Consider the following 297-nt stretch of genomic DNA (forward strand, 5'->3'; position numbering starts at 1 on the left):
TTAGATACCATCTCTCCTAACCGGCCACAAATGCCCTATCAGGCGGTTTGTGGCCGATATTCGGTTTGCGTCTTGAGGACCCCGTAAGCGATATGGATCAGCTTACGCATTGCCGCCCCCAAGGCCGCCATCTTGCTCTTGCCGTTTCCTGTAAGCCGTTGATATAACGCCGAGACATCGGGATTCCGCCTCAGCCCAACGACGGCTGCCATGTACAGGCTCTGCCGTAGTTTCGGATTGCCGGCTTTCGACAAGCGGGGACGCCCGCGTACGGAGCTACCCGATTCCCAACTGACG

General features: G+C 57.6%; 1 protein-coding gene. It reads right to left on the reverse strand.

Annotated features, from left to right (window positions below):
• Nucleotides 1-38: 38 nt before the first annotated feature.
• A partial coding sequence (locus HOP58_RS22900) for a transposase (protein WP_234261938.1) occupies nucleotides 39-297 on the reverse strand: 259 nt, incomplete at its 5' end.

It is taken from the genome of Halomonas sp. MCCC 1A11062 (assembly GCF_021404355.1).
GTDB classification, from domain to species: Bacteria; Pseudomonadota; Gammaproteobacteria; order Pseudomonadales; family Halomonadaceae; genus Halomonas; species Halomonas aerodenitrificans.